This is a genomic window from Bacillus sp. EU52 (assembly GCF_037964975.1).
GTDB lineage: Bacteria > Bacillota > Bacilli > Bacillales > Bacillaceae > Bacillus > Bacillus subtilis.
Genome location: NZ_CP150177.1, coordinates 2,470,518 through 2,495,145, shown reverse-complemented (window position 1 = coordinate 2,495,145; position 24,628 = coordinate 2,470,518). Strand labels below are relative to the sequence as shown.

26 protein-coding genes are annotated in these 24,628 nt (G+C 43.2%); 25 read left to right on the top strand and 1 reads right to left on the bottom strand.

What is annotated here, in order from left to right; all coding sequences use genetic code 11:
* Positions 1–136 precede the first annotated feature (136 nt).
* From dnaJ to mtaB, 4 genes are read left to right on the top strand one after another with little or no spacing between them, the layout of a single operon-like run.
* The gene (gene dnaJ / locus NSU05_RS12750; protein WP_038429320.1) at positions 137–1,264 is read left to right on the top strand and encodes a molecular chaperone DnaJ; all 1,128 of its coding nucleotides are present in this window, start codon (positions 137–139) and stop codon (positions 1,262–1,264) included.
* 24 nt (positions 1,265–1,288) lie between these two features.
* Positions 1,289–2,224, top strand: coding sequence for a 50S ribosomal protein L11 methyltransferase (prmA, locus tag NSU05_RS12745; protein WP_004398884.1), 936 nt, complete (start codon positions 1,289–1,291; stop codon positions 2,222–2,224).
* A 22-nt stretch (positions 2,225–2,246) separates the two neighbouring features.
* Complete coding sequence (locus NSU05_RS12740; protein ID WP_024572268.1) at positions 2,247–3,017, top strand: 16S rRNA (uracil(1498)-N(3))-methyltransferase; 771 nt, start codon at positions 2,247–2,249, stop codon at positions 3,015–3,017.
* Positions 3,017–4,372: a tRNA (N(6)-L-threonylcarbamoyladenosine(37)-C(2))-methylthiotransferase MtaB gene (mtaB, locus tag NSU05_RS12735; protein WP_014114458.1), complete on the top strand. Its 1,356-nt coding sequence runs from the start codon at positions 3,017–3,019 to the stop codon at positions 4,370–4,372. Before NSU05_RS12740 ends, mtaB begins: the two co-directional genes overlap by 1 nt.
* Before the next feature lie 35 nt (positions 4,373–4,407).
* On the opposite strand, the gene NSU05_RS12730 is transcribed toward mtaB, so the two are convergent.
* Positions 4,408–5,331, bottom strand: a complete 924-nt coding sequence (locus NSU05_RS12730) for a Na/Pi symporter (RefSeq protein WP_014480301.1) — start codon at positions 5,329–5,331, stop codon at positions 4,408–4,410.
* A gap of 172 nt (positions 5,332–5,503) precedes the next feature.
* Between NSU05_RS12730 and rpsU the strand changes: the two genes are divergently transcribed.
* The 21 genes from rpsU (at position 5,504) to dnaG (ending at position 24,521) form a co-directional block, all read left to right on the top strand.
* A complete protein-coding gene (rpsU, locus tag NSU05_RS12725) occupies positions 5,504–5,677 on the top strand; it encodes a 30S ribosomal protein S21 (RefSeq protein WP_003152957.1) in 174 nt (57 codons plus the stop codon).
* A 14-nt stretch (positions 5,678–5,691) separates the two neighbouring features.
* On the top strand, positions 5,692–6,138 hold the full coding sequence (locus NSU05_RS12720) for a GatB/YqeY domain-containing protein (protein WP_003230022.1): 447 nt from the start codon (positions 5,692–5,694) through the stop codon (positions 6,136–6,138).
* A gap of 130 nt (positions 6,139–6,268) precedes the next feature.
* Positions 6,269–7,582 (top strand): nodulation protein NfeD, encoded by a 1,314-nt coding sequence (locus NSU05_RS12715; protein ID WP_046381193.1) that lies wholly within the window; start codon positions 6,269–6,271, stop codon positions 7,580–7,582.
* Between the two features lie 21 nt (positions 7,583–7,603).
* A complete protein-coding gene (gene floA, locus NSU05_RS12710) occupies positions 7,604–8,599 on the top strand; it encodes a flotillin-like protein FloA (RefSeq protein WP_003230026.1) in 996 nt (331 codons plus the stop codon).
* Positions 8,600–8,623: 24 nt separating this feature from the next.
* Complete coding sequence (locus NSU05_RS12705) at positions 8,624–9,043, top strand: hypothetical protein (protein ID WP_015714280.1); 420 nt, start codon at positions 8,624–8,626, stop codon at positions 9,041–9,043.
* Positions 9,044–9,099: 56 nt separating this feature from the next.
* Positions 9,100–9,381: a sporulation protein YqfC gene (gene yqfC, locus NSU05_RS12700; protein WP_003226191.1), complete on the top strand. Its 282-nt coding sequence runs from the start codon at positions 9,100–9,102 to the stop codon at positions 9,379–9,381.
* Positions 9,382–9,399: 18 nt separating this feature from the next.
* On the top strand, positions 9,400–10,596 hold the full coding sequence (yqfD, locus tag NSU05_RS12695) for a sporulation protein YqfD (protein ID WP_003230033.1): 1,197 nt from the start codon (positions 9,400–9,402) through the stop codon (positions 10,594–10,596).
* Positions 10,593–11,552, top strand: a complete 960-nt coding sequence (locus NSU05_RS12690) for a PhoH family protein (RefSeq protein WP_014477373.1) — start codon at positions 10,593–10,595, stop codon at positions 11,550–11,552. Before yqfD ends, NSU05_RS12690 begins: the two co-directional genes overlap by 4 nt.
* Positions 11,553–11,630: 78 nt before the next feature.
* Complete coding sequence (gene pgpH / locus NSU05_RS12685; RefSeq protein ID WP_010886570.1) at positions 11,631–13,766, top strand: cyclic-di-AMP phosphodiesterase PgpH; 2,136 nt, start codon at positions 11,631–11,633, stop codon at positions 13,764–13,766.
* Positions 13,767–14,240, top strand: coding sequence for an rRNA maturation RNase YbeY (gene ybeY, locus NSU05_RS12680; protein WP_003230039.1), 474 nt, complete (start codon positions 13,767–13,769; stop codon positions 14,238–14,240).
* Complete coding sequence (locus tag NSU05_RS12675; RefSeq protein WP_015384119.1) at positions 14,221–14,592, top strand: diacylglycerol kinase family protein; 372 nt, start codon at positions 14,221–14,223, stop codon at positions 14,590–14,592. Before ybeY ends, NSU05_RS12675 begins: the two co-directional genes overlap by 20 nt.
* A 118-nt stretch (positions 14,593–14,710) precedes the next feature.
* The gene (locus NSU05_RS12670) at positions 14,711–15,121 is read left to right on the top strand and encodes a cytidine deaminase (RefSeq protein ID WP_032722130.1); all 411 of its coding nucleotides are present in this window, start codon (positions 14,711–14,713) and stop codon (positions 15,119–15,121) included.
* Positions 15,102–16,007, top strand: a complete 906-nt coding sequence (gene era / locus NSU05_RS12665; protein WP_003230051.1) for a GTPase Era — start codon at positions 15,102–15,104, stop codon at positions 16,005–16,007. The genes NSU05_RS12670 and era overlap by 20 nt, the downstream gene beginning before the upstream one ends.
* Before the next feature lie 147 nt (positions 16,008–16,154).
* Positions 16,155–16,298, top strand: a complete 144-nt coding sequence (locus NSU05_RS12660; protein WP_003230053.1) for a YqzL family protein — start codon at positions 16,155–16,157, stop codon at positions 16,296–16,298.
* Between the two features lie 36 nt (positions 16,299–16,334).
* Positions 16,335–17,102, top strand: coding sequence for a DNA repair protein RecO (gene recO, locus NSU05_RS12655; protein WP_076458122.1), 768 nt, complete (start codon positions 16,335–16,337; stop codon positions 17,100–17,102).
* 297 nt (positions 17,103–17,399) lie between these two features.
* On the top strand, positions 17,400–18,287 hold the full coding sequence (glyQ, locus tag NSU05_RS12650; protein ID WP_076458153.1) for a glycine--tRNA ligase subunit alpha: 888 nt from the start codon (positions 17,400–17,402) through the stop codon (positions 18,285–18,287).
* Positions 18,280–20,319 carry a glycine--tRNA ligase subunit beta gene (glyS, locus tag NSU05_RS12645; RefSeq protein WP_339204006.1) on the top strand — a complete coding sequence of 680 codons (2,040 nt, stop codon included), beginning with the start codon at positions 18,280–18,282 and terminating at the stop codon, positions 20,317–20,319. The genes glyQ and glyS overlap by 8 nt, the downstream gene beginning before the upstream one ends.
* 132 nt (positions 20,320–20,451) lie before the next feature.
* Positions 20,452–21,090 carry a transcriptional regulator CcpN gene (gene ccpN, locus NSU05_RS12640; protein WP_003237058.1) on the top strand — a complete coding sequence of 213 codons (639 nt, stop codon included), beginning with the start codon at positions 20,452–20,454 and terminating at the stop codon, positions 21,088–21,090.
* Between the two features lie 25 nt (positions 21,091–21,115).
* A complete protein-coding gene (locus NSU05_RS12635) occupies positions 21,116–21,928 on the top strand; it encodes a pyruvate, water dikinase regulatory protein (protein ID WP_003230064.1) in 813 nt (270 codons plus the stop codon).
* Between the two features lie 253 nt (positions 21,929–22,181).
* Positions 22,182–22,676 (top strand): YaiI/YqxD family protein, encoded by a 495-nt coding sequence (locus NSU05_RS12630; protein ID WP_003230065.1) that lies wholly within the window; start codon positions 22,182–22,184, stop codon positions 22,674–22,676.
* A gap of 33 nt (positions 22,677–22,709) precedes the next feature.
* The gene (gene dnaG / locus NSU05_RS12625) at positions 22,710–24,521 is read left to right on the top strand and encodes a DNA primase (protein WP_038429315.1); all 1,812 of its coding nucleotides are present in this window, start codon (positions 22,710–22,712) and stop codon (positions 24,519–24,521) included.
* Positions 24,522–24,628: the final 107 nt, after the last annotated feature.

Genomic DNA, 24,628 nt, shown 5'->3' with positions numbered 1-24,628 from the left:
TCAATGATTAGAAAGTCAAAGTCAGGCATCTCTTGGCTTTGACTTTTTTTCTTGCCCGGGATAAAAGGAATTGAAAAATCATAATTCAAAATGATACAATCTAATTTATGTGAGAAATTCGGGAGAGTGAAGCGAGATGAGTAAGCGTGATTACTATGAAGTGCTGGGAGTAAGTAAGAGCGCTTCAAAGGATGAAATTAAAAAAGCTTATCGGAAGCTGTCAAAAAAATATCATCCTGATATTAACAAAGAAGCCGGATCAGATGAAAAATTTAAAGAGGTAAAAGAAGCATACGAAACGCTGTCAGATGACCAAAAACGTGCGCATTACGATCAATTTGGTCACATTGACCCTAACCAAGGCTTCGGCGGCGGAGGTTTTGGCGGCGGCGATTTCGGCGGTTTTGGTTTCGATGATATTTTCTCAAGTATATTCGGCGGAGGCACAAGACGAAGAGATCCAAACGCTCCGCGCCAGGGTGCTGATTTACAGTATACGATGACCCTGTCGTTTGAGGATGCGGCTTTCGGTAAAGAAACAACCATCGAAATTCCCCGCGAGGAAACGTGCGAAACATGTAAAGGCTCAGGTGCGAAACCTGGAACAAATCCAGAAACATGCTCCCACTGCGGAGGCTCCGGCCAGTTAAACGTGGAGCAAAATACACCGTTTGGAAAAGTCGTTAACAGACGGGTCTGCCACCACTGTGAAGGTACAGGCAAAATCATTAAAAACAAATGTGCGGACTGCGGCGGCAAAGGAAAAATCAAAAAACGCAAGAAAATCAATGTGACAATTCCAGCCGGTGTAGATGACGGGCAGCAGCTTCGTCTCTCGGGACAGGGTGAACCAGGAATAAACGGCGGCCCTGCCGGGGATTTATTTGTCGTGTTCCATGTACGCGCACACGAGTTCTTCGAGCGTGACGGCGATGATATTTACTGTGAAATGCCGTTAACGTTTGCTCAGGCTGCTCTTGGAGATGAGGTAGAAGTGCCGACGCTGCATGGAAAAGTGAAATTGAAAATTCCGGCCGGTACACAAACAGGAACGAAATTCAGATTAAGAGGCAAAGGCGTTCAAAATGTCAGAGGCTATGGACAGGGTGACCAGCATATCGTCGTCCGCGTCGTTACGCCGACAAATCTGACTGATAAACAAAAAGACATTATCCGCGAATTTGCCGAAGTCAGCGGAAACCTGCCTGACGAACAGGAAATGAGTTTCTTTGACAAGGTAAAACGCGCGTTTAAAGGCGATTAATTATTGGATGAGGAGTTGGTAGTTTTGAAATGGTCCGAATTAAGCATTCACACAACACATGAAGCGGTCGAACCTATCTCAAATATATTGCATGAAGCTGGTGCAAGTGGGGTTGTGATAGAGGACCCGCTTGATTTAATTAAAGAACGTGAGAATGTGTACGGGGAAATCTACCAGCTCGACCCCAATGATTACCCAGATGAGGGTGTCATTGTCAAAGCATATCTGCCGGTTAACAGTTTTCTGGGCGAAACTGTAGACGGCATCAAAGAAACGATTAATAATCTCCTTCTTTACAATATTGATTTGGGCAGAAACCACATCACTATTTCTGAAGTAAATGAAGAAGAGTGGGCGACTGCCTGGAAAAAGTATTATCATCCTGTGAAAATTTCTGAAAAGTTTACAATTGTGCCGACGTGGGAGGAATATACGCCGGTCCATACTGATGAACTGATTATTGAAATGGACCCGGGAATGGCTTTCGGCACAGGGACACATCCGACAACCGTACTCTGCATTCAGGCGCTTGAACGCTTTGTGCAAAAGGGTGATAAGGTGATTGATGTCGGCACTGGTTCGGGAATTTTAAGTATTGCGGCTGCAATGCTTGAGGCTGAATCGGTTCATGCCTACGATCTTGATCCCGTGGCTGTAGAAAGTGCACGCCTCAATCTCAAGCTGAACAAAGTCAGCGATATTGCTCAAGTGAAGCAAAACAATTTGTTAGACGGGATTGAAGGGGAACATGATGTGATTGTGGCCAACATTTTGGCTGAAGTCATTCTTCGCTTTACTTCACAAGCGTACAGCCTGTTAAAAGAGGGCGGCCACTTTATTACGTCAGGAATCATCGGTCATAAAAAACAAGAAGTAAAAGAAGCACTGGAACAAGCTGGCTTTACCATTGTAGAAATCCTTTCAATGGAAGATTGGGTCAGCATTATTGCGAAAAAATAACAGTTAGTAGGTGTCACAGCGTATGCAACGATATTTTATCGAGCTCACGAAGCAGCAAATAGAGGAAGCGCCGGCTTTTTTGATTACTGGCGAAGATGTTCATCATATTGTGAACGTGATGAGAATGAATGAGGGAGACCAGATTATCTGCTGCTCTCAAGACGGCTTCGAGGCAAAATGTGAACTTCAATCTGTTTCCAAAGATAAAGTGTCCTGCCTTGTGATAGAATGGACGAATGAAAACAGAGAGCTTCCGATAAAGGTCTATATTGCGAGCGGCCTTCCGAAAGGAGATAAGCTTGAATGGATTATCCAAAAGGGGACTGAGCTCGGAGCTCATGCCTTTATTCCTTTCCAAGCCGCGCGTTCTGTTGTCAAGCTGGATGACAAAAAGGCAAAGAAAAAGCGGGAAAGATGGACGAAAATTGCGAAGGAAGCGGCTGAGCAATCGTACCGTAACGAAGTGCCGCGAGTGATGGATGTCCATTCTTTTCAGCAGCTTCTTCAAAGGATGCAGGATTTCGATAAATGTGTCGTTGCATACGAGGAGTCATCGAAGCAAGGGGAAATAAGCGCATTCAGCGCGATTGTAAGCAGCCTTCCGAAAGGATCATCTCTATTGATCGTATTTGGTCCCGAAGGCGGTTTAACAGAAGCGGAGGTTGAACGGCTCACAGAGCAAGACGGTGTGACGTGCGGCCTTGGACCGAGAATTTTAAGGACAGAAACCGCTCCGCTATACGCGTTGAGTGCGATTTCTTATCAAACAGAGTTATTAAGAGGTGATCAGTAATGGCAACTGTTGCTTTCCATACGCTTGGCTGTAAAGTCAACCATTATGAAACAGAAGCAATCTGGCAGCTTTTCAAAGAAGCGGGCTATGAAAGAAGAGACTTTGAACAAACAGCTGATGTATATGTCATTAATACATGTACGGTTACAAATACGGGAGATAAAAAAAGCCGCCAAGTGATCAGACGCGCCATTCGTCAAAATCCTGACGGTGTCATCTGTGTCACAGGCTGCTACGCGCAAACCTCACCTGCTGAGATTATGGCGATCCCCGGTGTCGACATTGTAGTCGGAACACAGGACCGTGAAAAAATGCTTGGCTACATTGACCAATACCGAGAAGAACGCCAGCCGATTAATGGCGTCAGCAACATCATGAAAGCAAGAGTATATGAAGAGCTTGATGTGCCTGCTTTCACGGACCGCACAAGAGCGTCATTGAAAATACAGGAGGGCTGCAATAATTTCTGCACATTCTGTATCATTCCGTGGGCGCGCGGCCTGCTCCGCTCCCGCGATCCTGAAGAAGTCATTAAACAAGCGCAGCAGCTTGTTGATGCCGGATATAAGGAAATTGTTCTTACGGGTATTCATACAGGCGGCTACGGCGAAGATATGAAAGATTACAACTTCGCGAAGCTTTTGAGCGAATTAGACACCCGTGTGGAAGGCGTGAAACGGATCAGAATTTCTTCAATCGAAGCCAGCCAAATCACTGACGAAGTGATCGAGGTCTTAGACCGCTCAGATAAGATAGTGAATCATTTGCATATTCCGATCCAATCCGGATCAAACACAGTGCTTAAACGGATGAGACGCAAATATACAATGGAATTCTTTGCAGACCGTTTAAATAAATTGAAAAAAGCACTGCCAGGCTTAGCTGTTACTTCTGATGTCATCGTCGGATTCCCTGGAGAAACAGAAGAAGAATTTATGGAAACCTATAACTTTATTAAAGAACATAAATTCTCTGAACTGCATGTTTTCCCTTACAGTAAACGTACAGGAACACCAGCTGCGCGAATGGAAGACCAAGTGGATGAAAACGTGAAAAACGAACGTGTGCACCGCCTGATTGCTCTTTCTGACCAGCTTGCAAAAGAATACGCTTCTCAGTATGAAAATGAAGTGCTTGAGATTATTCCTGAGGAAGCCTATAAAGAAACAGAAGAAGAGAACATGTTTGTCGGTTACACAGACAACTATATGAAGGTTGTTTTCAAAGGCACGGAAGATATGATCGGCAAAATCGTAAAAGTCAAAATCCTAAAAGCAGGTTATCCTTACAACGAAGGACAGTTTGTCCGTGTGGTTGAGGATGAAATAACTGAACACATGCGTTTGTCTTCTTAACCTAAAAAATCGGTGCATTAAAATGTACCGGTTTTTTATTTAGCCGGGATAAGAAGGTGAATCAATCGGTAAAACAAGTTTGTAAGCGGAAGAAACAAAAGAGCTGTCACCACATTAAATAAAAGGCTGAAATGAGCAATCCTTTGGGCAGGATCAGGTGATAACTGTTCTACAAAGCCGGTCGCTGCGGTCAGAAAAGGCAATACTAGAGCGACCCCTAGCACGTTAAATACCACATGGGCATACGCTGTCTGTTTCGCCGCATATCCGCCGGATACAGCAGCCATGACAGCTGTAATGCATGTCCCGATATTTGATCCGAGTACGACGCTCATCGCCTGTGTCAGTCCGATAATCCCTTCATTCATAAAACTCATCAAAATGCCGATACAGACAGAACTGGAGTGAATGATGGCAGTTAACACCATCCCGATGAGCAAAGCGGACCAGTTTGAATCGTTAACATGATATAGAACGTCGGCTCCCGTTTTCAGCTTCGTCAGCGGCCCGGCAAGATGGCTGAATCCGCTGATGCAAAAGAAGATGATGCCCAGTCCAAGGAAGCTTGTTCCCAGCTGTTTCAAAGGATACCTGCCAGTCAGAAAAAACAATAAACCTCCTATTAAAAGAACCCAAATCAAAATATCCATTTTGATAGCAATAAATTCAGTTGTAAAAGTAGAGCCAACATTTGTCCCCAGAATCATCGGTATCGTCCGCTTAAAAGAAAGAACGCCCGCACTTACAAAGCCGATGACAATGACCATAAAGGCTGAGCTGCTCTGAAGTATCCCCGTAAATACAATGCTGATAAGAAACGCTTTTAACGGATGGTCTGTAAATAAAAGCAAACGATCTTCAATTTTTGAGTACGCCATAGAAATTAAGCCTTTTCGAAGCATGTTCATGCCTGTGAGAAAGAATAATATAAGAGCAGTAAAGCTAATCAGAATTAACATCCTATTCACCAACCCCTTTCTATCATTATATAGACAGGCAGTCGCACTCATGACGGAAAAGTGAACTCACTTAGTTGACCTGACTGATGGCTTATATTATAATGTCAAAGTACATGTTTATATGTGTAACTTAAAGGTAGTCGATTGGTGTATTCGGAGGGAGGGAAAGAGAATGTCAAAAACGGTCGTTAGAAAAAACGAATCGCTTGAAGATGCTCTTCGTCGCTTCAAACGCAGTGTATCAAAGACAGGTACTTTGCAAGAAGCAAGAAAGCGTGAATTTTATGAAAAACCTAGCGTAAAGCGCAAGAAAAAGTCTGAAGCTGCTAGAAAACGCAAATTCTAAAAGAGGGTGGATTTATGAGTCTTCTTGAGCGTCTCAACCAGGATATGAAGCTGTATATGAAAAACCGTGAGAAAGACAAACTGACTGTCGTTCGAATGGTTAAGGCTTCACTTCAAAATGAAGCAATTAAGCTTAAGAAAGACAGTTTGACCGAGGATGAGGAACTCACTGTCCTTTCTCGTGAACTTAAGCAACGTAAAGACTCCCTCCAGGAATTTTCAAACGCTAATCGTTTAGATTTAGTAGATAAAGTTCAAAAAGAGCTGGACATTTTAGAAGTTTATTTACCTGAGCAGCTGTCAGAAGAAGAGCTGCGTACAATCGTAAATGAAACCATCGCGGAGGTCGGTGCGAGCTCAAAAGCGGACATGGGCAAAGTGATGGGGGCAATTATGCCTAAAGTAAAAGGTAAAGCTGACGGAAGTTTAATTAATAAGCTTGTGAGCAGTCAACTGTCTTAAATGGCAAAGAAAAGGACATCTTTCTAAGAGAGATGTCTTTTTTTATACATAAAAAAATGAAACCTTTGATACATTTGTTACGTATGAAGAGAAGGCACTTATTATAAAAGGAAGGAGGGATACACCGCCCTTGCTTCAAATCAAAGGATTTCGTGCTGCTCTTTTGGGTATATTTTTACTTTCTTTATTAGGCGTACAGCTGAACGCAAAAGCAGAAAAACAAACTGTTTATGTGATCCCGGTTGAAAAAAATGTCGAACAGGGTCTCGCCTCGTTTTTGTCCCGTTCGTTACAAGACGCAAAGGATGCACATGCAGACCATATTGTTCTTGATATCAATACCCCAGGGGGATTGGTCAAATCTGCTATTGATATGGCCGATTTGATAACCGAAAGCGAGATCCCCGTAACTGCATATGTCAACAAACGCGCGTTGTCTGCTGGTGCATATATTGCACTTCAAGCAGATCACATTTATATGGCGCCTGGCGGAAAAATGGGAGCCGCCGCGATTGTTGATGGCCAAGGCAATGCCGCTGACCAAAAAGCTCAATCACTTTGGCTGGCAGAGATGGAAGATGCCGCAGTGAAAAATAACCGCGATCCAAAATATGCGCTCGCAATGGCTGACCCAGATATAGATGCCAAGGAAGTCGACGCGCCTAAGGGAGATCTGCTGACACTTAACGCAGACAAGGCGATTGAGGTAGGCTATTCAGAAGGCACTGCTGACAATTTGTCCACGCTCGTAAAGAAGCTTGGGTTCGAAAAGGCGCAGATTAGCTACGCAAAGGAGAGCTTTGCGGAAAAGACAGCAAGATGGCTGACGAATCCGGTCATTGTCCCTATTCTGCTGACAATCGCTTTTTTAGGTCTGACGGTGGAGCTTTTTTCCCCGGGTGTCGGCCTCCCTGGAACGGCTGGACTCATTGCGTTATTGCTGTTCTTTTACGGGCATCTTGCAGCCGGCCTTGCCGGGTATGAGACGGTTCTCCTCTTTATAGCAGGGGTGATTCTCATTCTGCTTGAGATTTTTCTTCCCGGAGGAATCATTGGATTACTGGGCTTGGGAGCGATTATTGCGAGCCTGTTTTTAGCCGCGGGGAGCTTCACTGTCATGGCGGTTTCTCTCTTGATCGCCTCAGCTGTTTCGATTACAGCGTTTATTTTACTGACAAGGGTGTTGGGAAAGCGTATGAAATTCTTTAAGAAATTGATATTAAATGATTCTACAAACACGGAGAGCGGCTACGTTTCAAATCAAACGCGCACGGACTTAATGGGAAAAGTGGGTATAACCTTTACACCGCTGCGCCCTTCCGGTACCGTCATTATTGATGATGAACGCCTTGACGTTGTATCGGAGGGATCGTTTACAGAAAAAGATAAAAAAGTAAAAGTGATAAAAGTAGAAGGCTCACGCATTGTCGTGAGAGAAATTTAAATAGAAACGAGGAGAAGTTATATGGATCCGTCAACACTTATGATTCTGGCAATTGTCGCAGTAGCGATCATTGTTTTGGCAGTATTTTTTACATTTGTGCCTGTAATGCTTTGGATTTCAGCTTTGGCAGCCGGAGTGAAAATCAGCATTTTCACTCTAGTTGGGATGAGGCTTCGCCGCGTCATTCCGAATCGGGTTGTTAACCCGCTGATTAAAGCGCATAAAGCGGGACTTAATGTTGGAACAAACCAGCTTGAAAGCCACTATCTGGCTGGAGGTAATGTTGACAGAGTCGTCAACGCGCTTATCGCCGCTCAGCGAGCTAACATTGAACTCACATTCGAGCGCTGTGCTGCCATTGATCTTGCAGGCCGGGACGTGTTGGAAGCTGTTCAAATGAGCGTTAATCCTAAGGTGATTGAAACACCGTTCATTGCAGGTGTCGCAATGGACGGGATTGAAGTGAAAGCGAAAGCGAGAATCACAGTAAGAGCGAATATCGAGCGCCTCGTTGGGGGAGCAGGGGAAGAAACCATTGTAGCTCGTGTAGGTGAGGGGATCGTTTCTACAATCGGTTCATCTGATAATCATAAAAAAGTGCTTGAAAACCCTGACATGATTTCTCAGACAGTCCTTGGAAAAGGATTGGACTCAGGAACTGCGTTTGAAATTCTCTCAATTGATATTGCAGATGTAGATATCGGCAAAAACATCGGGGCAATTTTACAAACCGATCAGGCCGAGGCTGATAAAAACATCGCGCAGGCAAAAGCGGAAGAACGACGTGCGATGGCTGTCGCTCAAGAACAGGAAATGCGTGCCCGCGTAGAAGAAATGCGCGCGAAAGTGGTAGAAGCCGAGGCGGAAGTGCCGCTTGCGATGGCAGAAGCTTTGCGTGAAGGGAATATTGGCGTCATGGATTACATGAATATCAAGAACATCGATGCTGACACAGAAATGCGTGATTCATTCGGCAAGCTGACGAAAGACCCTTCGGATGAAGACCGCAAATCATAATCTCTCTAAGAAGGGAGAATGCTGATGGAAGATTTACTGACCAATCCGCTTATTATTGCAGCGATCATCGGAATCATTTCTGCGATTTTCGGCAAAAAGAGCAAAGAAGAAAAGCAAAACAGCCAAAAAAGTAAAAAACCTCAACACGTGCAATCTGCTTCTCCTCAAAAGAAGCAGTCAAAAGAAGATGCCCCTGCACCTATCCCTAACCGTATGGAACAGGCAAGACGGGAAGCGGAAGAAAGACGCAGGGAAACAGCAAGAAACCTGAAAGGGCTGGAACGAGATCTTGCTGCTGCGAAACAAAAAACAGTATACACAAAACAAAAAATGCTTCAGGTGAATAAAGACACCGTCGTACAGGGGATCGTTCTAGGAGAGGTGTTCGGACCTCCACGGGCGAAAAAACCACACCGTACGATGCGCCCGGCCCGTAAAAATTAAAGTGTTAGAACCTCCTTTCAAATCATACATATGAGATGAAAGGGGGTTCTTTTTGTATGGGGCAAAGAAAGAATCGTATGAAAGCTTGGCTGACAAGAGCATTGGAAATTCCCCCGGACGTTATGATGGATCTGCCGAGGATTACAATGGTTGGCAGACTTCATATCTACATAGAAAACCACAGAGGCCTTTTGCTTTTCAGTGAGAATGAAGTGCGGCTGATGCTGAAGCAGGGCCAGTGCATCATATCTGGTAAAAATTTTGTCATCAAGGCGATTCTTCCGGAAGAGATACTTTTGGAGGGTACGATTGATGTCGTTCGATATGTTGAGTCATAAAGCCGAGGGGGAAATGTTGTGAAAAATAAATGGCTGTCTTTTTTTTCGGGTAAGGTCCAGCTTGAATTGACGGGAAGAGGGATTGAGCGGCTCCTTAATGAATGCACAAGACAGGGGATTCCGGTCTTTCATGTCAAAAAAAAGAAAGAAGCCGTATCGTTATATATACAGCTTCAGGATGTACATGCCTTTCGGCGGGTGAGAAGTAAATTTAAATGTAAAGCCCGATTTATCAATCGGAAGGGTTTTCCCTTCCTGTTGCTTAAATCAAAGCTGAATATAGGGTTTACGATCGGTTTTGCGATTTTTTTCATCCTTTTGTTTTTGCTGTCCAATATGGTGTGGAAAATTGATGTGACAGGCGCTAAGCCTGAAACAGAACATCAAATGAGGCAGCATCTTAATGAAATCGGCGTCAAAAAGGGCCGTCTGCAGTTTTTAATGATGTCGCCCGAAAAAATACAGAAATCATTAACCAATGGAATAGACAATATCACTTGGGTCGGAGTTGATCTGAAGGGGACGACCATTCACATGAAAGTTGTGGAGAAAAATGAGCCCGAAAAAGAAAAGTATGTTAGCCCGCGCAATATTGTCGCCAAAAAGAAAGCAACCATTACGAGAATGTTTGTGCAAAAAGGACAGCCCATGGCTGCCATACACGATCATGTTGAAAAGGGGCAGCTGCTTGTTTCGGGACTGATCGGCAGCGAAGACCATCAGCAGGAAGTCGCCTCAAAAGCAGAAATTTACGGAGAAACCTGGTATAGATCAGAAGTGACTGTCCCGCTTGAAACATTATTTAACGTCTATACGGGCAAAGTAAGGACAAAGCACAAGCTTTCTTTTGGCTCGTTGGCAATCCCGATCTGGGGGATGACGTTTAAAAAAGAGGAATTGAAGCATCCAAAAACAGAACAAGAAAAGCATTCGCTTCATTTTCTCGGGTTTAAGCTCCCTGTATCCTATGTCAAAGAGCAAACGAGAGAAAGTGAAGAGGCTTTGCGAAAATATACAAAAGAAGAAGCAGTTCAAGAAGGCATTAAATTGGGTAAACAGGATGTAGAGGATAAAATAGGCGAAAACGGCGAGGTGAAAAGTGAAAAAGTTTTGCACCAGACTGTTGAGAATGGTAAAGTAAAGTTGATTATTCTCTACCAAGTTATAGAAGATATCGTTCAAACCACACCTATTGTCAGGGAGACTGAAGAATGACAGAACATTTACTTGCGATGAATCAAAAACTGAAAAACCCGGACGAGGCGCTTTCACTCTTCGGGAACCAAGATTCTTTTTTGAAATTGATGGAGAAAGATCTGAATGTAAATATCATTACGCGCGGCGAGACGATTTATGTTTCAGGCGATGATGAATCGTTTCAGATTGCAGACAGGCTGCTGGGATCGCTCCTCGCTTTAATTCGCAAGGGGATAGAGATCTCTGAACGTGATGTGATTTACGCCATCAAAATGGCAAAGAAGAATGAACTTGAATACTTTGAAAGCATGTATGAAGAAGAAATTACAAAAAACGCAAAAGGCAAATCAATCCGTGTAAAAACAATGGGACAGCGGGAATACGTGGCCGCTATGAAGCGGAATGACCTTGTATTCGGCATTGGTCCGGCGGGAACCGGGAAAACGTACCTGGCTGTCGTAAAAGCAGTCCATGCTTTAAAAAACGGACATATCAAAAAAATCATTTTAACAAGACCTGCCGTGGAAGCCGGTGAAAGCCTCGGTTTTCTCCCAGGTGACCTAAAAGAAAAAGTAGATCCTTATTTGCGCCCGCTGTATGACGCTCTCCATGATGTGCTTGGGGCAGATCATACAGAACGTCTGATGGAAAGAGGCATCATTGAAATTGCTCCGCTCGCATATATGAGGGGACGGACGCTCGATGATGCTTATGTTATACTTGATGAAGCACAGAATACCACGCCTGCTCAAATGAAAATGTTTTTGACGAGACTGGGTTTTGGCTCTAAAATGATCATTACAGGTGACGTCAGCCAAATTGATCTGCCGAAAGGCGTCAAATCGGGACTTGCAGTAGCGAAGGAGATGCTGAAAGGAATAGACGGCATTTCTATGATTGAGCTAGACCAGACAGACGTGGTCAGACATCCGCTTGTTGCGAAAATTATTGAAGCATACGATAAGCAAAATTAATGCTGAATGACCCGATCGCGCGTTATCGGGTCATTTTTATGATTGCTTATGGGCTTGATGTTTCAAGAGGAGGTTCTTGTGTTGAAAAAGAAGGCTAAGACCAAAAGCAGCTCGAAAAAATGGAGCAGTTTTAAAAATGCCCGCTCCATGCATGTACTGCTGTATCTTCTGCTGGCTGCCATTATGTTTGCTTTGCTTTTTGTACATGTTAAGCCGGAAACACTTGATTTAGACCTGTTTTCAGTCAGCGACAAGACCATTTACGCTCCGGCAACCGTAGAAGATCAAAAAGCCACAGAGGAAAAAAAGCAAGCCGCTGAGGATGCGGTTGAAGATCAATATACATTAAAAAAAGAATATACAGACAATCGGATTGACCTTGTGTCATCAATATTCGACAGTATTAGTGAAGTGAAAAAATCATCAGAAGAAGGCAGTAAATCACCATCGGAAAAATCAATGGTCAAATCTGTAAAGGACAAATTGACATCAGATGTGAATGATTCTATATCGGAGGATTCCATCAAGACATTGCTGAAAGCAGACAGTGAAGACTTTTCTTTTGTCAGAGATACGGTCATTACCGCAGTAAATACGGTCATGAGCAGTGAAATCCCTTCGGATAAACTATCTGATGCAAAGGATAAGGTAGAAAAAGAGCTAAAGAGCAATTCTATTCCGTCTAAATACTTGGGAGCCGCGACAGAAATCGGGCGTTTTGCTATTATTCCGAATTACGTCTTCGATCCGAAAGCAACAGAGGCAAAACGGCAGGAAGCCTCAGATAATGTCCAGCAGGTTCAAATCAAACAGGGGCAAGTGCTCGTGGAAGAAAATGACCTCATTGATCGGGAAGTGTACAGGAAACTTGAGCTGACCGGGTTATTAAATAACTCAAATCTCTTTAAACCGATCAGCGGGCTATTGATTATGATCGGACTTTTCATTGCAACACTTGTATATTATTTTGAAAAACAGAAACAAAATCTGAAGTTTAAAAACCAATCCATTCTGTTATTCTCCATAATCACAACACTTTTGCTTGTGATCATGGAGGTTGTCAGTTTGTTTCAGAAGATGGAGTATAATAATATCGGCTATCTGGTCCCCATTGCGGCCGGCGCCATCTTAATCAAACTGCTGATGAATGAACGCATTGCCATTTTGGGAAGTATCATTCTTGCGATTTGCGGAAGTATGATGTTTAATCAGGGTGTGACAGGAACATTCAATTATGTCATAGGGATTTATTATTTGATCAGCGGCATTTCAGGTGTATTATTTTTAGGAAAACACAATGCAAGATCAAAGATTTTGCAGACCGGGCTTTTCGTGGCGTTTATTAATATGGTTGTCGTTCTATCCTTATTATTGATCCAGAACACTGCGCTGTCGGGTCTTGAAATCGGCACGTTAATGCTCATGGGGGTTGTGTCGGGGTTTGCTTCATCTGTATTGATCATCGGCCTGATGCCGTTTTTTGAGACGGGCTTTGGCATTTTATCCACCATGAGGCTGCTCGAGCTGTCTAATCCTAACCATCCGCTATTGCGCAAAATACTGACGGAAACACCAGGTACATATCATCACAGTGTAATGGTTGCCAATTTATCAGAGGCAGCCTGTGAAGCGGTTGGGGCTAATGGTTTGCTTGCAAGAGTCGGCGCATATTATCACGATCTCGGAAAAACAAAGCGCCCGCAATATTTTATTGAAAACCAAATGAATATTGACAATCCGCATGACAAGCTGTCACCTCAGTTGAGCAAAAATATTATTATCTCGCATACGACAGACGGTGCGAATATGCTGAGAAGCTATAAATTTCCGAAAGAGCTTGTCGACATTGCTGAGCAGCATCATGGAACTTCGCTTTTAAAGTTTTTTTACTATAAAGCGAAGGAAAAAGGCGACCAGATTACAGAGGAAGAGTTCCGTTATCCGGGACCGAAGCCGCAGTCAAAGGAAGCCGCAATTATATCAGTGGCCGACAGTGTTGAAGCGGCCGTCAGATCCATGCATAATCCAAATCCTGAACGAATTGAAAAGCTTGTCCGGGGTATTATATCCGATAAGCTTCAGGACGGACAGTTCAGTGAATGCGATTTGACATTTAAAGAGCTGGATACAATCGCAAAAACGCTCTGTGCAACATTAAAAGGAATTTTCCACTCCCGGATTGAATATCCGGAGGCTACTAAGAAGGTGAAATAGATGAGTTTACTGATTGATATCGTTGATGAAACAGGAAGCGTCTCAGAAGAGATGCTCAAAGAAGTAGAAAATCTGCTTCAATTTGCCGCTGAGCGTGAAGGCGTTCAGGATCAGGCTGAAGTTTCTGTCACGATTGTTTCCAATGATGACATACATCAGATTAACAAAGAATACCGGGGAAAGGATGCTCCGACAGATGTCATCTCATTTGCTCTTGAAGAAGAGGGGGAAGGCGAGATCGAAATCGTGGGCGCCGAAATGCCTCCGGTTTTAGGTGATATTATCATCAGTGCCGATCGCACAAGAGAGCAGGCAGAGGAGTATAATCATTCTTTTAAAAGAGAGCTCGGATTTCTAGCTGTACACGGATTTCTGCACCTTTTAGGATATGACCATATGACGAAAGAGGAAGAAGAGGAGATGTTTACTAAGCAAAAGGAATTGCTGGACGCTTATGGACTCAAAAGATCATAGAAATGAGCTGAAGCGATTCTTCAAAAGCTTCGTGCATGCAGGCCGGGGCATATGGGAAACAGCGCGGACGGAGCGGAATTTCCAATTTCATGCCGCAGCCGCCTGCGCTGTTCTCATTTGCGGCTTCCTTGTAGAGCTCAGCATGATTGAGTGGATGATTATATTCCTTTTGATAGGCGGTATGTTTTCGCTTGAGCTTTTAAATACAGCCATTGAACATACGGTTGATTTAATAACTGACAAACATCACCCTCTTGCTAAAGCGGCCAAGGACGCTGCCGCCGGGGCTGTTTGCGTTTTTGCCGTGATTTCGTGTATCATTGGTTTACTTATTTTTTTGCCAAAGCTGTAATGGCTGAAAATTCTTACATTTATTTTACATTTTTAGAAATGGGCGTGAAAAAAAGCGCGCGATTATGTAAAATATAAAGTGATAGCGGTACCATTATAGGTAAGAGAGGAATGTACACATGAACAGACAAGAATTAATAACAGAAGCTTTAAAAGCGCGTGATATGGCATATGCGCCGTATTCCAAATTCCAAGTAGGAGCCGCTCTTCTTACCAAGGATGGAAAAGTGTACAGAGGCTGCAACATTGAGAACGCGGCATACAGCATGTGCAATTGCGCCGAGCGTACCGCTTTATTTAAAGCTGTTTCTGAAGGGGAAACAGAGTTTCAGATGCTGGCCGTTGCGGCTGACACCCCTGGACCGGTATCTCCGTGCGGAGCCTGCCGCCAGGTGATTTCTGAGCTTTGCACAAAAGACGTTATTGTCGTACTAACTAATTTACAAGGACAAATAAAAGAAATGACTGTGGAAGAATTATTGCCAGGCGCATTTTCATCGGAGGATTTACATGACGAACGAAAGCTTTAAATCAGGATTTGTATCCATTATTGGAAGACCAAACGTAGGAAAATCTACATTTTTGAACAGAGTCATTGGACAAAAAATCGCGATCATGAGCGATAAGCCCCAAACGACGAGAAACAAGGTGCAAGGAGTACTGACGACAGGCACATCACAAACCATTTTTATTGACACACCAGGGATTCATAAACCTAAGCATAAGCTTGGGGACTTTATGATGAAAGTGGCGCAAAATACATTAAAAGAAGTCGATTTGATCTTGTTTATGATCAATGCTGAGGAAGGCTACGGGAAGGGCGACGAATTCATCATTGAGAAATTGCAGACGATGTCTACGCCTGTATTCTTAATCGTAAACAAAATTGATAAAATTCATCCCGACCAATTGCTTCTGCTAATTGACGAATACCGCAAACGTTATCCTTTTAAGGAAATTGTTCCGATTTCTGCTTTAGAAGGAAATAACATCGAAACCTTGCTCGCTCAGATTGAAGCGTATTTGCCGGAAGGGCCGCAATTCTATCCGAGTGACCAGGTAACTGACCACCCTGAGCGATTTATCATTTCTGAATTAATCAGGGAAAAGGTGCTGCATTTGACGAGAGAAGAAATCCCGCACAGCATTGCGGTGGCCATCGAATCCATCAAAGGGCAGGACAACGGTTCTGTGCACGTAGCGGCAACGATTGTGGTCGAGCGGGATTCTCAGAAAGGCATCGTGATCGGTAAAAAAGGAAGCCTTCTAAAAGAGGTTGGAAAAAGAGCGAGAGCGGATATTGAAGCACTATTGGGCTCCCGTGTCTACCTTGAATTGTGGGTGAAAGTGCAGAAGGACTGGCGTAATAAAATGTCCCAGCTTCGCGATTTTGGCTTTAAAGAGGACGAATATTAATCTCTTCCCGTGTGTGTCATTATCTCACAGGAACAGGGATACATTAGCAAATTTTGTTTAACATGAAATGGAGGACATCTGGTCAAGATAAAGGTAAGAATTTGGAGTTTAGGTAAGCTAGTTTAACTACAGAAAGGTGGGTTTCTTGTGTTGAATTTTACCTGGAACGTATTTTCTCAAACAGGAAATGTTGATACGTATCTTCTTTTTAAAGAACTGGAAAAAGAGAACATGGAAAGACCCGAAGAACTAGAAGATGAGCTAGCCCGATTTGATTATCCAATTTTATAAACCTCTTGGCCGCTCCTGCTTGAGGAAGGTGCGGAAATGCTGACAAAATGTGAAGGAATCGTTCTTCGCACAAATGATTACGGAGAGACGAATAAAATCGTAACATTACTGACAAGAGAACACGGAAAAATAGGTGTTATGGCACGAGGCGCCAAAAAACCGAACAGCCGTTTATCAGCAGTCAGCCAGCCCTTTTTGTATGGTTCTTTCTTAATGCAAAAAACATCGGGCCTCGGAACGCTTCAGCAGGGGGAAATGATCCTCAGCATGAGAGGCATCAGGGAAGACTTGTTTTTAACAGCATATGCTGCCTATATTGCTGAGTTAGTCGACAGAGGCACAGAAGAAAAAAAGCCAAACCCTTATTTATTTGAATTCATATTAGAATCATTAAAACAGCTGAATGAAGGAACAGATCCGGATGTTATCACCTTCATTGTTCAAATGAAAATGCTCGGTGTCATGGGCCTGTATCCTGAGCTGAATCATTGTGTACATTGTAAAAGCCAGGACGGAACCTTTCATTTCTCTGTTCGTGATAATGGTTTTATATGCCACCGCTGTTTTGAAAAAGATCCTTACAGGGTACCGATTAAACCGCAAACGGCAAGGCTGTTAAGACTCTTTTACTATTTTGATCTGTCGAGGCTCGGCAATGTGTCCTTAAAAGAGGAAACAAAAGCTGAATTAAAGCAAGTGATTGATTTATATTACGAAGAATATTCGGGATTGTATTTAAAATCAAAGCGCTTTTTAGATCAAATGGAAAGCATGAAACATCTTATGGGTGAAAACAAAAGTTGACATTTGGTCCATCTTTTTATATGATCATTTATTATAAAATATGTTGCAGTGAGAGAAAGAAGTACTTGCGTTTACCTCATGAAAGCGACCTTAGGGCGGTGTAAGCTAAGGATGGGCACGCAACGAAAGGCATTCTTGAGCAATTTTAAAAAAAGAGGCTGGGATTTGGTTCTCAGCAACTAGGGTGGAACCGCGGGAGAACTCTCGTCCCTATGTTTGCGGCTGGCAAGCATAGAGACGGGAGTTTTTTGGTTGCTGCCGCAGGCAACTTATGAAAGAAAAGTGGAGGTGCTTGAAATGAATATTCAAGACATGATTCTAACCTTGCAAAAGCATTGGTCCAGTCAGGGCTGTGTGCTTATGCAGGCTTACGATGTAGAAAAAGGAGCCGGCACGATGAGCCCGTATACATTTTTGCGCAGTATCGGCCCTGAGCCGTGGAGAGTGGCTTATGTAGAGCCTTCCAGACGTCCTGCAGACGGCCGCTACGGGGAGAACCCGAACAGACTGTATCAGCATCATCAATTCCAGGTCATTATTAAACCGTCACCTGATAACATTCAAGAGCTGTATTTGGATTCCTTGCGTGCTCTTGGAATTGATCCGCTTGAGCACGATATTCGCTTTGTTGAAGACAACTGGGAGAATCCGTCTTTAGGCTGCGCGGGTCTAGGCTGGGAAGTTTGGCTTGACGGAATGGAAATAACACAATTTACGTATTTCCAGCAGGTCGGGGGATTAGAGTGTAAACCCGTTTCTGTAGAGATTACGTATGGAATTGAGCGTCTCGCGTCTTATATCCAGGATAAAGAAAACGTGTTTGACTTGGAATGGACGTCAGGGTTTACAGTAAAAGATTTATTCATGATGGCTGAATATGAGCATTCTGTTTATACGTTTGAAACATCAGACGTCGATATGCTGTTCCAATTGTTCAGCACATATGAAAAAGAAGCGATCAAGCAAATGGACAACGGACTTGTTCATCCAGCATATGACTATGTGCTGAAATGCTCGCACACCTTCAATCTGCTTGACGCCAAAGGTGCGATCTCTGTTACCGAGCGGACGGGCTATATCGCAAGAGTGCGGAATTTAGCTAGAAAAGTAGCAAAAACCTATTATGAGGAACGAGAAAAACTAGGGTTCCCAATGCTTAAAGGGGAGGGTTCTTCTCATGAGTAAACAGGATTTACTTTTAGAGATCGGATTAGAGGAAATGCCGGCGCGCTTTTTGAATGAAAGCATGGTTCAGCTTGGCGACAAGCTGACAGGCTGGCTTAAAGAAAAAAATATTACTCACGGTGAAGTGAAACTCTTCAATACACCGAGACGTCTTGCTGTGTTCGTTAAGGATGTCGCAGAAAAGCAGGATGATATAAAAGAAGAAGCAAAAGGGCCTGCGAAAAAAATTGCCCTTGATGCGGACGGGAACTGGACAAAAGCGGCAATCGGCTTTTCAAAAGGCCAAGGCGCGAATGTGGAAGACCTGTACATCAAAGAAGTAAAAGGCATAGAGTATGTATTCGTGCAAAATTTCCAAGCCGGCAAAGAAACGAAGTCGCTTCTGCCAGAACTGAGCGGTTTAATTACAAGCTTGCATTTCCCGAAAAACATGCGCTGGGGAAATGAAGATTTGCGTTATATCCGACCGATCAAATGGATTGTCGCATTATTTGGACAGGATGTCATTCCATTTTCGATCACAAACGTTGAGTCTGGACGGACAACACAGGGACACCGTTTCCTCGGACATGAAGTGTCAATTGAATCACCTTCAGCTTATGAAGAGCAGCTGAAAGAACAGCATGTTATTGCTGATCCTAGCGTCCGAAAGCAAATGATTCAATCTCAGCTGGAAGCAATGGCTGCTGAAAACGATTGGAGCATTCCAGTTGACGAAGACCTTCTTGATGAAGTGAATCATTTAGTAGAATACCCGACAGCTCTTTACGGTTCATTTGAATCCGAGTTTCTGTCAATTCCTGAAGAAGTGCTTGTCACAACAATGAAAGAGCATCAGCGCTACTTCCCTGTCAAAGACAAAAACGGTGACCTGCTGCCTCACTTTATCACAGTCCGAAACGGCAACAGCCACGCGATTGAAAATGTGGCCCGAGGTAATGAAAAAGTGCTGCGCGCACGTTTATCTGATGCTTCATTCTTCTACAAAGAAGATCAGAAACTAAACATTGATGCAAATGTGAAGAAGCTTGAAAATATCGTTTTCCATGAAGAGCTTGGTTCTCTTGCTGATAAGGTTAGAAGAGTCACATCAATCGCAGAGAAACTTGCCGTTCGCCTTCAGGCTGATGAAGATACATTAAAACATGTGAAGCGGGCTGCTGAAATTTCTAAATTCGACCTTGTGACGCATATGATATATGAATTCCCTGAACTTCAAGGAATTATGGGCGAAAAGTATGCGAGAATGCTTGGCGAAGATGAAGCTGTGGCGGCGGCAGTTAATGAACATTATATGCCTAGATCAGCGGGCGGAGAAACGCCTTCTACTTTCACCGGAGCTGTTGTAGCAATGGCGGATAAGCTTGACACAATCGCTTCATTCTTCTCTATCGGCGTAATTCCGACCGGTTCCCAGGACCCTTACGGACTGCGCCGCCAAGCAAGCGGTATTGTTGCGATTCTTCTTGACCGCAACTGGGGAATTTCATTTGAAGAGCTGCTTACTTTCGTACAAACCGATAAAGAAATTGAACTGCTGGATTTCTTCACTCAGCGCTTGAAATATGTCTTGAATGCTGAACAAATCAGACATGATGTCATTGACGCCGTGCTAGAAAGCTCTGAGCTTGAGCCGTACTCTGCCCTGCATAAAGCACAAGTACTGGAGCAAAAGCTTGGTGCACCTGGCTTTAAGGAAACAGCCGAAGCGTTAGGCCGAGTGATCTCTATCAGCAAAAAAGGAGTCCGCGGAGACATTCAGCCTGATCTGTTTGAAAATGAATACGAAGCAAAACTGTTTGATGCCTACCAAACAGCGAAGCAAAATCTGCAGGAAAACTTCAGCAAAAAAGATTATGAGGCGGCGCTTGCTTCACTTGCAGCCTTAAAAGAACCGATCGATGCTTACTTCGATCATACAATGGTTATAGCGGATAATGAGGCATTAAAGGCAAATCGTTTAGCGCAAATGGTAAGCTTGGCGGATGAGATCAAGTCCTTTGCGAATATGAATGCCCTTATTGTAAAATAAAGAGAGAAAAGGCGGTTGCTGTGTGATCGGTAATCGTCTTTTCCCCATTTATAAGTTTTTTGTTTGATTACAAGATATTTACGTTATAATATGGATTATTATTTCTTTACATAGCTATGAAGTGAAAAGGTGGTGAGTACGATCGAACTAAATAAACGGCAAGAACATATTTTGCAGATTGTAAAAGAAAACGGGCCGATTACAGGGGAGCATATTGCAGAAAAGCTGAACCTAACCAGGGCGACATTGCGCCCGGATTTAGCCATACTCACCATGTCAGGATTCCTCGAGGCGCGCCCGAGAGTCGGTTATTTCTATACGGGAAAAACCGGCACACAGCTTTTGGCGGATAAACTCAAAAAGCTTCAGGTGAAAGACTTTCAATCTATCCCCGTAGTGATTCACGAAAACGTTTCTGTGTACGATGCGATTTGCACCATGTTTTTAGAAGATGTAGGTACTCTGTTTGTGGTGGACCGCGATGCTGTTTTAGTCGGGGTGCTTTCACGAAAAGACTTGCTCAGAGCGAGCATTGGCCAGCAGGAGCTTACATCGGTCCCTGTTCACATCATCATGACAAGGATGCCGAACATTACGGTGTGCAGACGCGAGGATTATGTGATGGACATTGCAAAGCACTTAATAGAAAAACAAATTGATGCACTGCCTGTCATCAAAGACACCGATAAAGGCTTTGAAGTGATCGGCAGAGTGACAAAAACAAATATGACCAAAATACTTGTCAGTTTATCTGAAAATGAAATCCTATAAGATTGCAAACTAACGGGGGGATAATATGAATAACCGCATCATCTATGTTGTATCGGATTCCGTCGGTGAAACGGCTGAATTGGTAGTAAAAGCAGCACTCAGCCAATTTAACGGATCGGCGGATGATACCCATGTAAGAAGAATTCCTTATGTTGAAGATATAGGCACTATCAATGAAGTGATTTCACTTGCAAAGGCAGACGGCGGCATTATCTGTTTTACACTCGTGGTGCCGGAAATCAGAGAATATTTGATAGCCGAAGCGGAAAAAGCAAATGTTTTATATTATGATATTATCGGCCCGTTGATTGATAAAATGGAAACAGCCTACGGTTTAACAGCGAAATACGAACCGGGGCGGGTGCGCCAGCTTGATGAAGATTATTTCAAAAAAGTGGAGGCCATCGAGTTTGCAGTTAAATACGATGATGGACGTGATCCAAGAGGGATTTTAAAAGCTGATATCGTTTTGATCGGCGTGTCAAGAACGTCTAAAACACCGCTGTCTCAATATCTCGCACACAAACGCCTGAAGGTTGCCAATGTTCCGATTGTACCGGAGGTTGATCCGCCGGAAGAACTCTTTAACGTTGATCCGAAAAAATGCATCGGTTTAAAGATTAGCCCTGATAAACTGAATCATATCAGAAAAGAACGTTTAAAATCACTCGGGCTTAATGATAAAGCGATTTATGCAAATATCAACAGAATCAAAGAGGAACTCGAGTATTTCGAAAAGATTGTGGATCGGATCGGCTGCCAGGTTGTTGATGTTTCAAATAAAGCGGTTGAGGAAACAGCAAATATTATCCATCATCTCAAAACAAAAAACATATAACTCAGGACGCTCTATCCTGGGTTTTTGGCTGTGCCAAAAGGGAATAATGAAAAACAATAGCATCTTTGTGAAGTTTGTATTATAATAAAAAATTGTGATAAAATGATTAATTTTAGGTTTAAGGATCGTGTGATACGAATAAACTATTATGGGTAAGATGTCAAGAATTTCTCCCGGAAATTTTTCGACAAATTCATATACATCCACAATAATAAAGGATGTGCGATTTTGCTTGCTTTTATGCAGGAGTTTAATGGAGGGATGGAGAATTACTCTTCTTAATGAACAAGAAAAGACGATTTTTGTCGATGCTGATGCTTGTCCGGTAAAAGATGAAATTTTACAAACAGCATCCGAGTATGAAGTTCAAGTTCTTTTTGTCGCTTCATTTGAACATTATCAGCTTTCCAGAAGCAATGAAGAAAAATGGAAGTATGTTGATCCTCATAAAGAAGCCGCTGATTTATATATCGCAAATCACGTGAAACCGGGAGATATTGTTGTGACGCAGGACATCGGATTAGCATCTCTGCTGTTGAACAGAAATGTCTCCGTTATGTCGGAAAGAGGTCGTCTTTACAAAGAAGACACGATTGATTTTGCCCTAGAGGGCCGTCATTTTTCCGGCAAACAAAGAAGAAAAGGCGTATATGCCAAAGGGCCTAAAAAATTGAATAAAGAAGATCGAGAACGATTTATTACACTGCTGCAAAAAATCCTGTCGAACGATGAAGGGATTTTGCACTAAAGCATCGAATAATGTACGACGGAGTGTTATAAGATGGGAAATCGGATACCAGATGAAATTGTGGATCAGGTGCAAAAGTCGGCAGATATCGTTGAAGTCATAGGTGATTATGTTCAATTAAAGAAGCAAGGCCGAAACTACTTTGGACTCTGTCCTTTTCATGGAGAAAGCACACCTTCGTTTTCCGTATCGCCCGACAAACAGATTTTTCATTGCTTTGGCTGCGGAGCGGGCGGCAATGTTTTCTCTTTTTTAAGGCAGATGGAAGGCTACTCATTTGCCGAGTCGGTTTCTCACCTTGCTGACAAATACCAAATTGATTTTCCAGATGATATAACAGTCCATTCCGGAGCCCGGCCAGAGTCTTCTGGAGAACAAAAAATGGCTGAGGCACATGAGCTCCTGAAGAAATTTTACCATCATTTGTTAATAAATACAAAAGAAGGTCAAGAGGCACTGGATTATCTGCTTGCTAGGGGCTTTACGAAAGAGCTGATTGATGAATTTCAGATTGGCTATGCTCTTGATTCTTGGGACTTTATCACGAAATTCCTTGTAAAGAGGGGATTTAGTGAGGCGCAAATGGAAAAAGCGGGTCTCCTGATCAGACGCGAAGACGGAAGCGGATATTTCGACCGCTTCAGAAACCGTGTCATGTTTCCGATCCATGATCATCACGGGGCTGTTGTTGCTTTCTCAGGCAGGGCTCTTGGCAGCCAGCAGCCTAAGTATATGAACAGTCCTGAAACCCCGCTCTTTCATAAAAGTAAACTGCTTTACAATTTTTATAAGGCCCGCCTTCATATCAGAAAGCAGGAAAGAGCAGTCTTATTTGAAGGGTTTGCTGATGTCATATCGGCCGTAAGCTCGGGTGTAAAAGAAAGCATAGCCACGATGGGAACGTCTCTTACAGATGATCATGTCAAAATCCTGAGAAGAAACGTCGAAGAAATCATTCTTTGCTATGACTCTGATAAAGCCGGTTATGAAGCCACCTTAAAAGCTTCGGAGCTTCTGCAAAAAAAAGGCTGCAAAGTCAGAGTTGCAATGATTCCTGACGGATTGGACCCTGATGATTACATCAAAAAATTCGGCGGGGAAAAATTTAAAAATGACATTATTGACGCCAGTGTCACCGTAATGGCGTTCAAAATGCAATATTTCCGAAAAGGAAAGAACCTGTCCGATGAAGGCGACCGACTAGCTTACATTAAAGACGTACTGAAAGAAATCAGCACGCTTTCAGGGTCTCTAGAGCAGGAAGTCTATGTAAAGCAGCTTGCTTCAGAGTTTTCGCTTTCACAGGAGTCTTTAACTGAGCAGCTGTCTGTTTTCAGCAAGCAAAACAAACCTGCTGACAATAGCGGTGAAACAAAAACGCGGCGAGCGCATCTGACGACAAAAGCAAGGCAAAAACGTTTGCGTCCGGCGTATGAAAATGCAGAAAGGCTGTTACTCGCTCACATGCTTCGAGATCGGAGCGTCATCAAAAAAGTGATTGACCGGGTAGGGTTTCAATTTAATATTGATGAGCACCGGGCATTAGCCGCCTATCTTTATGCTTTTTATGAAGAGGGAGCCGAGCTGACGCCTCAGCATCTGATGGCCAGGGTGACGGATGATCATATAAGCCAGCTCTTGTCTGATATATTAATGCTTCAGGTTAATCAAGAGCTTAGCGAAGCCGAGTTATCAGATTATGTAAAAAAAGTGTTGAATCAAAGAAATTGGTCAATGATAAAAGAAAAAGAGGCGGAAAGAGCCGAAGCCGAAAGGCAAAAAGATTTTTTAAGAGCTGCTTCTCTGGCTCAAGAAATCGTTACATTGAACCGATCTTTAAAATAACTGGAGAACTGATGAGGAGCATGTATTGGCAATGATTCCTTGCGGAGGAGCAAATAGATCGCTTAACCTCATCATGAATTGTCATTTCATTATTCGCACATTATTAA